We start from the raw sequence: 8,995 nt of genomic DNA, 5'->3' as shown, positions 1-8,995 counted from the left end.
GCTGGTGCGGGCGATGGTGGGGCAACAGATCACCGTGGCTGCCGCCCGGACCGCCTTGACCCAGCTGTCCGCAGCGGGCCGCCCCAGCACCGTCCCCGGCGACGGACTGGACCGGCTGTTCCCCACGCCGTCGGAAATTGCGGAGGCGGGACATCTGCTGCGCGGCCCCCGGCGGAGGACGGAATCACTCCTCAACGCCGCCGCCGCCATGGCAGAAGGCAGGATCGACCCGGGCTACGGCAACGACCTTCCCGGCCTCACCGCCATGCTGCTTCCGCTGCCCGGTGTGGGACCGTGGACAGTGGGCTACGTGGCAATGCGGGTGCTTGGCGCCCCCGACGTCTTCCTTGCCAACGACGCCGCCGTCCGGAACGGGATCCGGGCCCTGTCCGCCGGCAACACCGAACTGAGCCCGGACTTCCAGGAAGTCAGCCCCTGGCGCTCCTACGCCACCATGCACCTGTGGCGGGCCGCCGCCGCACCCAAAAGCCTTGCCCTGAACGAAGTTCCCCAGAAAGTGATGCCATGAAAGCCCAACTGCTCACGATGTCCACGCCGGACGGCCCCTTCACCATCCTGGCCCGGGACGGGGTGGTCCTGGCCTCCGGCTGGACAGCGGAGGTCACCGAACTGACCGGCCAGATCCACCCGGCCCTGCTGCCGTCATCCATTGAGACGGTTTCAGGGCTGGGTGCGGTTTCGCTTGCGGTGGAGGCCTTCTACGACGGCGATCCCGGCCCCTCCATGGACGTGCCTGTCCGGCAGCAATCGGGGCCGTTCCGGGGCCACGCCTGGGACGTCCTCCGGCTGGTCAAACCCGGTTTTCCGGTGACCTACACGGAGTACGCCGCCTTGGCGGGCAACCCCAAAGCCGTCAGGGCCGCCGCCAGCGCCTGCGCCTTCAACGCCGCTGCTCTGTTTGTTCCCTGCCACCGCGTCATCCGGACGGACGGCTCGCTGGGCGGGTTCCGCTGGGGCCTGCGCGTGAAGGAGAGCCTCCTGGCCCGCGAAGCGAAATGAGTTATCGGCCCTCTTGCTGATGCCCTATCACTTGTGGTTCCCAAACCAGGGTTTTAGCGACCAAGACTGATAGGGCAACGGAAGGCCTGTCCGGCTATTTGGGGGCCGGAGTGCCTGCCGGCCAGGGCAGCAGTTCGGGCAGGTCGGTGCCGTCGGCGGCGGCAGACGCCCGCAGGCTGCCCAGTGATGGCTCGCGGCCGGCCAGCCACGCGGCAATGTCCGTCAGCATGCCGCTGACCACGATGGAACGGTTGCCGCTGCCGATGCTCACGGGCGGCAGGCCCAACGGCTGCAGCACCAGCTTGTCCTCCGGCGGTACCCGGGCAGCGAGGAATTCGAACAGGTGGTCACAGAACGGCCGGCTCCACGTTTCCGGTCCCCTGCCCGTGTTCAAATCCGAGGCATGGATGACGAGTTCGCGCCAGAGCGCCAGGCCGCCGTCGAGCACCACGCCCCCGCGGTAGGCGATGGGCGCCCACCACCCGATGCGGTGGGCCGAGGAATCCTTGACGTCCGGCAGCGCATCGAAGGCCTTGAGGACCCGTTGCAGAGCCGCGCCGAGGTCTGCACGGTGGGTGGCGGCGTCATGTCCGGCAGCCATCTCGATGGCCCTGTTCCGGCCCTCCATGCCGCCGTCGTACAACTCAATGGTCTCCTCGCGCGCTGCATACTCGAGTTGCCGGGCCATGGCGTTCGAGATCCCGGTGAGGTGGGCCAGGACATGCCCCCGTGTCCACTTCGGAAGGGCGGAGGGAGCCCGCACGTCCTCGTCGCTGAACTTTGCAGCATCAGCGGCAACGGTGTCGGCGGCCTTGTGGAGCCATGCGATCAGGTCATCGGGTGCGGGAGCTGTCATGGCGCCCATACTAGCCCGGACGGTTGCCGTCGGGACCGAGACGGTGCCGCACGTGCTCGCCGTCGTTGCTGGCCTGCCAGAACTCGTACTCCGTGGGCTGCACTGCGTAGAGCTGCCAGTTGGGGTTGTCACTGCCGTCGGCGCGGGGCCGCTCGTGCCAGTCAACGGCGGACGCCTCCGCCGACAGTTCCACAACGGGACCCGCCACCCGGACCTGCCGGCCCTGGGAGGGCCAGTAGAAGTTCATGGCCGCCCGCGGTGCCTCGGCAAGCTCCCGGCCCTTGCGGGAGGTGCGGGATGTGGCGAAGTGCCAGCCGTCGTCGTCGATGTTTTTCAGGATCAGCATCCGGGAGGACGGTTGTTGCCCGCCCACCGTGGCGAGGCTGAACGCGTGCGGCTGCTGCTCCCCCGCGGCCAGCGCCTCGTCCAGCCACTGTTTGAACAGCTCAACGGGATCTGCCGGCGCGTTCTCCGGGTCAAAGCCCGGCAGCGACTCCGGAAAGTCGGGAAGCGTGCGAAGGAACTTTCGGAACGTTTCGCTCATGCGTCCAGCTTAAACGCCGCGAGATGGCACTTCACGGCAGTGTTTATGAAAAACATTGCCGCGAAGTGCCATCTCGCGGGGTGGTTAGCCGGCGTACTCCCGCACGCCCGCGAGCTCGGCTTCCAGCGCAACCAGTTGGCGTTCGACGGCGGCGGGTGCGGTGCCGCCCTGGGAGTTGCGGCTGTTGAGCGACCCCTCCGTGGACAGGACCGTCCGGACCTCGGGCGTCAGGTGGTCCGAGATGGCGGCATACTCCTCATCGGTCAGGTCCCACAGTTCCACGCCTCGGCTTTCGGCCTGTTTGACCGCCGCACCGGACAGCTCATGCGCCTCCCGGAACGGCACACCCTGGCGGACCAGCCATTCGGCAATGTCCGTCGCCAGCGCGAAGCCCTGCGGTGCCAGCGACTCCATCCGCTCAGTATTGAACTTCAGCGTCGCAATCATGCCGGAGACAGCCGGAAGCAGCAGCTCCAGGGTGTCGGCGGCATCGAACACCGGCTCCTTGTCCTCCTGCAGGTCGCGGTTGTACGCCAGCGGCAGGCCCTTGAGCGTGGCCAGCAGCCCGGTCAGGTTGCCGATCAGGCGCCCTGCCTTGCCGCGGGCCAGTTCGGCCACGTCCGGGTTCTTCTTCTGCGGCATGATCGAGGACCCCGTGGAGTACGAATCATGCAGCGTGACGAAGGAGAACTCCTTCGTGGCCCAGAAGATGACTTCCTCGGAGATCCTGGACAGGTCCACACCGATCATGGAGCACACCCAGGCGAACTCCGCGAAGACATCGCGCGATGCGGTGCCGTCGATCGAGTTGTGGGCTGCCGAGTAGAAGCCAAGGTCCGCCGCCACGGCTTCGGGATCCAGGCCCAGCGAGGACCCTGCCAGCGCGCCCGAACCGTACGGGGACACACCGGCCCGCTTGTCCCAGTCCTGGAGCCGCTGCACATCGCGCAGCAGCGCCCACGCGTGGGCCAGCAGGTGGTGGCTGAGCAGGACCGGCTGGGCGTGCTGCAGGTGGGTGCGGCCCGGCATGGCCACGCCGTGGTGGGCCTTGGCCTGGTCCACGAGGGCGTCCACCGTTACGAGCACACCGCGGGCGATGATCCGGGCATGGTCGCGCAGGAACATCCGGCCCAGGGTGGCCACCTGGTCGTTGCGGGACCGGCCGGCGCGGAGCTTGCCGCCCAGCTGGACCCCGGCCCGCTCGATGAGGCCGCGCTCCAGGGAACCGTGGACGTCCTCGTCGGACTCCGCCGGCAGGTAGGCGCCCGAAGCAACGTCCTCGTCCAGCTGCGTCAAGGCCGAGAGCATGCCCTCAAGCTCGCCGTCGTCCAGCAGCCCTGCCTTGTGCAGCACGCGGGCATGCGCCTTGGAACCGGCGATGTCGTAGCGCGCCAGCCGCCAGTCGAAGTGCGTGGACTTGCTCAGCGCGGCCAGGGCATCCGCGGGGCCGCCGGCGAACCGGCCGCCCCACAGTGCGCCCTCGTTGGTAGCGCTGGTCACTGACCCGCGACCCGGATGTCGCGGCCGGAGGCTACCTTGGCGGACATGCCCCACAGCTCGATGAAGCCCTTGGCCATGGACTGGTCGAAGGTGTCACCCGTGTCGTAGGTGGCCAGCGAGAAGTCGTACAGGGAGGTGTCGGAGCGGCGGCCGTTGACGATGGCCTGGCCACCGTGCAGGGTCATGCGGATGTCGCCGGAGACGTACTTCTGGGTGTCCTCGATGAAGGCGTCCAGGGAGCGCTTCAGCGGGGAGAACCACTGTCCGTCGTACACCAGCTCTGCCCAGCGCTGGCCAACGGTGGCCTTGAAGCGGGCCTGCTCGCGCTCGATGGTGATGTCCTCAAGGTGCTTGTGAGCCGTGATCAGCGCCATGGCGCCGGGGGCTTCGTAGATTTCGCGGGATTTGATGCCCACCAGGCGGTCCTCGACGACGTCGATGCGGCCAACGCCCTGGGCGCCGGCACGGCGGTTGAGTTCCTTGATGGCCTGCAGCGGGGTGACCCGGACGCCGTCGATCGCTACCGGCACGCCGGCTTCGAAGGAGATGGTGACCTCATCCGGTGCCGGCGGGAACTCCGGGGTGGCGGTGTAGTCGTAGATGTCCTTGGTGGGGGCGTTCCAGATGTCCTCGAGGTAGCCGGTTTCGACCGCGCGGCCCCAGACGTTCTGGTCGATCGAGTACGGGTTCTTCTTGGTGGTCTCGATGGGCAGTCCCTTTTCCTCGGCGAAGGCGATGGCCTTGTCGCGGGTCAGGGCGAGGTCGCGGACGGGGGCGATGCACTTCAGGTCCGGGCCGAGGGTCTGGATGCCGACCTCGAAGCGGACCTGGTCGTTGCCCTTGCCGGTGCAGCCGTGGGCAACGGTGGTGGCGCCGAACTCGCGGGCGGCCTTGACCAGGTGCTTCACGATCACGGGGCGGGAGATGGCGGAGACCAGCGGGTAGTGGCCCTGGTAGAGGGCGTTGGCCTTCAGGGTGGGGACGCAGTATTCGTTGGCGAACTCGTCGGAGGCGTCGGCCACGTAGGCTTCGACGGCGCCGCAGCCCAGGGCGCGCTGGCGGATCGTCTCGAGGGACTCGCCGCCCTGTCCGACGTCCACCGCCACGGCGATGACCTCAGCGCCGGTGGCTTCACCGATCCAGCCGATGGCTACGGACGTGTCCAGGCCGCCGGAATAGGCCAGCACAATGCGTTCAGTCACTTTAAATGCTCCTTGTTGGGGGTTTGTTGGTTGTTGCCTTCAAGCTTATTGCCCGGCTTCCTCTGCCAGTTGCAGGAAGCGGGCGGCGAGGTCCGGACCTCCGAGCGGGTCCCGGGAGACCAGCAGGACCGTATCGTCCCCGGCGATGGTGCCCAGGATGGACGGCATCACCGAATGGTCGATGGCCAGGGCCAGGAAGTTTGCTGCGCCGGGCGGCGTCCGGAGCACCACGATGTTGGCCGAGGCTTCGGCCGTCACCAGCAGTTCGCTGCAGAGCCGGGCCAACCTTGCGTCCAGGATTTCCTGGCTGACGCCGCTTTTCGCGGCCCGCTCGCCCCCTTCGCCGGGGACTGCATACACCAGGACGCCCTCTTTCCCGCGGACGCGGACCGCTCCCAGTTCCACCAGGTCCCGCGACAGCGTTGCCTGGGTGACCTGCACGCCGTCGTCCGCCAGCAAAGCGGCCAGCTCGGCCTGGGAACGCACCGATTCACCCGTCAGGATGGCGGTGATGCGCGCCTGGCGGGCGGTTTTGGTGGCCGGGCTGGAGCCCGGCACCGACGGGCTGGTGGACACTAGAACGTGCTCTCCCCGGTGCCTTCAACGGGTGCAAGACCGTCGACGAATGCCAGGCCGGAGCGGTGCATCAGCCAGGCCATCAGCGCTTTCTGGGCGTGCAGGCGGTTTTCCGCCTCGTCCCACACGATGGACTGGGGGCCGTCAATGACCCCTGCCGAGATTTCGTAGCCGCGGTAGGCGGGCAGGCAGTGAAGCACGACGGCGTCTTCCGCCGCCTGTGCCATGGCCGCCTCGTCCACGGAGTACTCCCGGAACAGCTGCAGCCGGGCTTCCTTTTCCGCTTCCTGGCCCATGGACACCCAGGTGTCCGTGGCCACCACGTCGGCGCCCTTGAGCGCTTCTGCTGCATCCGTGGTGATCAGGACCGAGCCGCCCGTCTGGGCGGCGCGTTCCTCGGCAGCGGCCACGATGTCCGCGGCAGGCAGGTAACCCTCAGGCCCGGCGATGCGGACGTGCATTCCAGCCGTAACCCCGGCCAGCAGGTAGGAGTTGGCCATGTTGTTGGCGGCGTCGCCCAGGTAGCTCATGGTGAGGCCCTTGAGTTCACCCTTGTGCTCCTTGACGGCCAGCAGGTCGGCCAGGAGCTGGCACGGGTGGTAGTCGTCGCACAGCGCGTTGATGACGGGGACCTTCGAGTTTTCCGCCATGGCCACCAGGCCGGAGTGTGCACCGGTACGCCACACGATGGTGGAGACCATCCGTTCCAGGACCTTGGCGGTGTCCTCCACGGATTCCTTGTGGCCGATCTGCGCCTCGCCGGGGTTGATGATCAGGGCGTTGCCGCCCATGTCCGCGATGCCCGTGGCGAACGAGACGCGGGTGCGGGTGGAGGTCTTGTCGAAGATCACGGCGACGGTCTTGCGGCTGTTGCCCTCCGCCGCGAAGGGCTGGACGCTGTAGGGCGCCGCCTTCATGCGCGCGGCAAGCTCCAGGACCTCAGCCTGTTCTGCCGGGCTGAGGTCGGTGTCCTTGAGGAAGTGCCGGGTGGTGTTCTTCTCAGGGGCTGCGCTGGTGGAAACGGCAGAAGTCACTGGGCGTCCTTAGCTTTCTGGAGGATTGCCGGGAAGGCGGCGAGGAAGGAGTCGGCCTGTGCCGTGGTGAGGACCAGCGGCGGTGCCAGGCGAATGGTGCGCGGACCCGGGCTATTGACGATGAAGCCGGCATCCAGCCCGGCCTGCACCACGGCCGGCGCCACGTCGGCGTCAAGGTCGAAGCCGATCAGCAGGCCTTCGCCGCGGACCTCGGTGACGCCCGGGACGGCGGCCAGCGCGGAGCTGAGGTGCTCCCCCACCAGGCGCACGTTGTCCAGCACCTGCTGGTTTTCGATCGCGTGCAGCGTGGCGAGGGCCGCCGCGGTTGCCACGGGGTTCCCGCCAAAGGTGGTGCCGTGCTGGCCTGCGGACAACAACGACGACGTCTGCCCGCCCATCGTGATCAGCGCGCCGATGGGGAAGCCGCCGCCCAGGCCCTTGGCCAGGGTGATGGCGTCCGGGACAATCCCGGCGTCCTCGCTGGCGAGCCACTTGCCGGTCCGGCCGATGCCGGTCTGGACCTCGTCCAGGATCAGCAGCGCACCCGCCTTGGTGGTGGCGTCCCGGGCTGCCTGCAGGTAGCCCGGCGGAAGGGGGCGGACACCGGCTTCACCCTGGATGGGCTCCAGGAAAACGGCGGCCACCGTTTCGTCGACGGCGGCTTCCAGCGCAGCAATGTCGCCGAACGGAATGTGGACCACGCCGCCGGGCAGCGGCTCGAACGGCGTCCGGTACGCTTCCTTGGCGGTGAGGGCCAGCGCTCCCATGGTGCGCCCGTGGAAGGCCCCCTCCAGTGCCACGATTTTTGTCCGCGTGGGCGTTTCACCGGCGGCTGCACCGGAGTTGCGGCGGGCGAGCTTGAACGCGGCCTCGTTGGCCTCGGTGCCGGAGTTGGTGAAGAACACCTTGGACCCGGCCGGCGCGTGTGCCAGCGCCAGGAGCTTTTCGGCCAGTGCGATCTGGGTGGGGCTGGTGAAGAAGTTGGAGACGTGCCCCAGGGTGGCCAGTTGGCTGGCGATAACCGAGGTGACGAACGGGTGGGCGTGGCCCAGCGCGTTGACGGCGATGCCGCCCAGCAGGTCCAGGTATTCCTTCCCGTCGGCGTCCCAGACCAGGCAGCCGGCACCGCGGACCAGGACGCGCTGCGGGGTGCCGAAGACGCCCATCAGGGAGGTGGAGTAGCGGGCCAGCCACTCCGACCCTGCGTGGCCGCTGGTTTCCACCAGTTCGGTCAACGGGATTTCGGCCAGCTCAGCCACCGTGGCCTTCTGATTCTGGTTCATGCGTTGGTCTCCTCGTCCGGAACCACCTGGGTACCGATTCCCGCGGTCGTGAAAGTTTCAAGAAGCATGGAGTGCGGCAGGCGGCCGTCCACGATGTGCGCCCGTTCCACTCCCTCGTCAATGGCCTTGAGGCACGCTGCCATTTTGGGGATCATGCCTGATTCGAGTTTCGGCAGCATTCCCCGCAGCTCGGTGGCCGTGATGGAGGAGATCAGCGAGGACTTGTCCGGCCAGTTGGCATAGAGTCCCTCAACGTCGGTCAGGATCACCAGCTTGGACGCACCCAGCGCGGAGGCTACGGCAGCGGCGGCGGTATCGGCGTTGACGTTCAGCACCTGGCCGGTGGGCTGGAACCTGGCGGCACCGGGGACGCCGTCGCCGCCGTCGACAATTTCCGGGGCCACGGTGGAGATCACCGGGATGCGCCCGGCGTCGAGAATGTCCTTGATCCCGGCGGGGTCGACGCCGACCACCTCGCCCACCAGTCCAAGGTCCACTTCTTCGCCATCCACCACTGTCCCGGTGCGGACGGCGCGCAGCAGGCCGCCGTCCTCCCCGGACATGCCGACGGCGTAGGGCCCGTGGGAGTTAATAAGTCCCACCAGTTCCCGTCCCACCTGTCCGGTGAGCACCATGCGGACCACGTCCATGGCTTCAGGGGTGGTGACGCGGAGTCCGCCCTTGAATTCGGATTCGATGCCAAGCCGGCCGAGCATGGAGTTGATCTGCGGGCCGCCGCCGTGGACCACGACGGGGTGGATCCCCACGTGGTGGAGGAACACGATGTCCTCGGCGAAGGCGCGGCGCAAGTCATCGTTGACCATGGCGTTGCCGCCGTACTTGATCACCATGGTGGTGCCGGCAAAGCGCTGGATCCAGGGCAGGGCCTCGATCAACGTTCCGGCTTTTGCCTGGGCGTCGGACATGCTGGTGGTCTCGCGCGTCTGGGTGTTCATGCTGTCGCTTCCGCAGGGGTTCCG

Annotated in this window: 9 protein-coding genes and 1 pseudogene; 2 read left to right on the top strand and 8 right to left on the bottom strand. The window is 67.9% G+C overall.

The window, feature by feature from the left end; genetic code table 11:
- A pseudogene (locus P2Q66_RS01000) lies at nt 1-529 on the top strand (3-methyladenine DNA glycosylase); the annotation flags it as partial.
- A complete protein-coding gene (locus P2Q66_RS00995) occupies nt 526-1,020 on the top strand; it encodes a methylated-DNA--[protein]-cysteine S-methyltransferase (protein ID WP_275724870.1) in 495 nt (164 codons plus the stop codon). The pseudogene P2Q66_RS01000 and the gene P2Q66_RS00995, both read left to right, overlap by 4 nt.
- A 94-nt stretch (nt 1,021-1,114) precedes the next feature.
- Here the strand turns inward: P2Q66_RS00995 and P2Q66_RS00990 are convergent, their stop codons facing one another.
- The 8 genes from P2Q66_RS00990 to argB form a co-directional block, all read right to left on the bottom strand.
- Complete coding sequence (locus P2Q66_RS00990) at nt 1,115-1,876, bottom strand: maleylpyruvate isomerase family mycothiol-dependent enzyme (RefSeq protein WP_275724869.1); 762 nt, start codon at nt 1,874-1,876, stop codon at nt 1,115-1,117.
- A 10-nt stretch (nt 1,877-1,886) separates the two neighbouring features.
- Nucleotides 1,887-2,420, bottom strand: coding sequence for a pyridoxamine 5'-phosphate oxidase family protein (locus P2Q66_RS00985; protein WP_275724867.1), 534 nt, complete (start codon nt 2,418-2,420; stop codon nt 1,887-1,889).
- An 84-nt stretch (nt 2,421-2,504) separates the two neighbouring features.
- Entirely contained in the window at nt 2,505-3,920 is a 1,416-nt protein-coding gene (gene argH, locus P2Q66_RS00980) for an argininosuccinate lyase (protein WP_275724866.1), read from the bottom strand.
- Entirely contained in the window at nt 3,917-5,122 is a 1,206-nt protein-coding gene (locus P2Q66_RS00975; protein ID WP_079595447.1) for an argininosuccinate synthase, read from the bottom strand. The genes argH and P2Q66_RS00975 overlap by 4 nt, the downstream gene beginning before the upstream one ends.
- 45 nt (nt 5,123-5,167) lie before the next feature.
- Nucleotides 5,168-5,698, bottom strand: coding sequence for an arginine repressor (locus tag P2Q66_RS00970; protein WP_079595448.1), 531 nt, complete (start codon nt 5,696-5,698; stop codon nt 5,168-5,170).
- Entirely contained in the window at nt 5,698-6,732 is a 1,035-nt protein-coding gene (gene argF, locus P2Q66_RS00965; RefSeq protein ID WP_079595449.1) for an ornithine carbamoyltransferase, read from the bottom strand. The genes P2Q66_RS00970 and argF overlap by 1 nt, the downstream gene beginning before the upstream one ends.
- Nucleotides 6,729-8,015 carry an acetylornithine transaminase gene (locus P2Q66_RS00960; RefSeq protein ID WP_275724865.1) on the bottom strand — a complete coding sequence of 429 codons (1,287 nt, stop codon included), beginning with the start codon at nt 8,013-8,015 and terminating at the stop codon, nt 6,729-6,731. Before P2Q66_RS00960 ends, argF begins: the two co-directional genes overlap by 4 nt.
- A complete protein-coding gene (gene argB / locus P2Q66_RS00955) occupies nt 8,012-8,971 on the bottom strand; it encodes an acetylglutamate kinase (RefSeq protein ID WP_079595451.1) in 960 nt (319 codons plus the stop codon). The genes P2Q66_RS00960 and argB overlap by 4 nt, the downstream gene beginning before the upstream one ends.
- Nucleotides 8,972-8,995 lie beyond the last annotated feature (24 nt).

Origin of the sequence: Arthrobacter sp. Cr_A7 (assembly GCF_029222765.1) — a bacterium.
GTDB lineage: Bacteria > Actinomycetota > Actinomycetes > Actinomycetales > Micrococcaceae > Arthrobacter.
The sequence above is the reverse complement of the archived record's forward strand: the minus strand, read 5'-3'. Positions and strand labels throughout refer to the sequence as shown.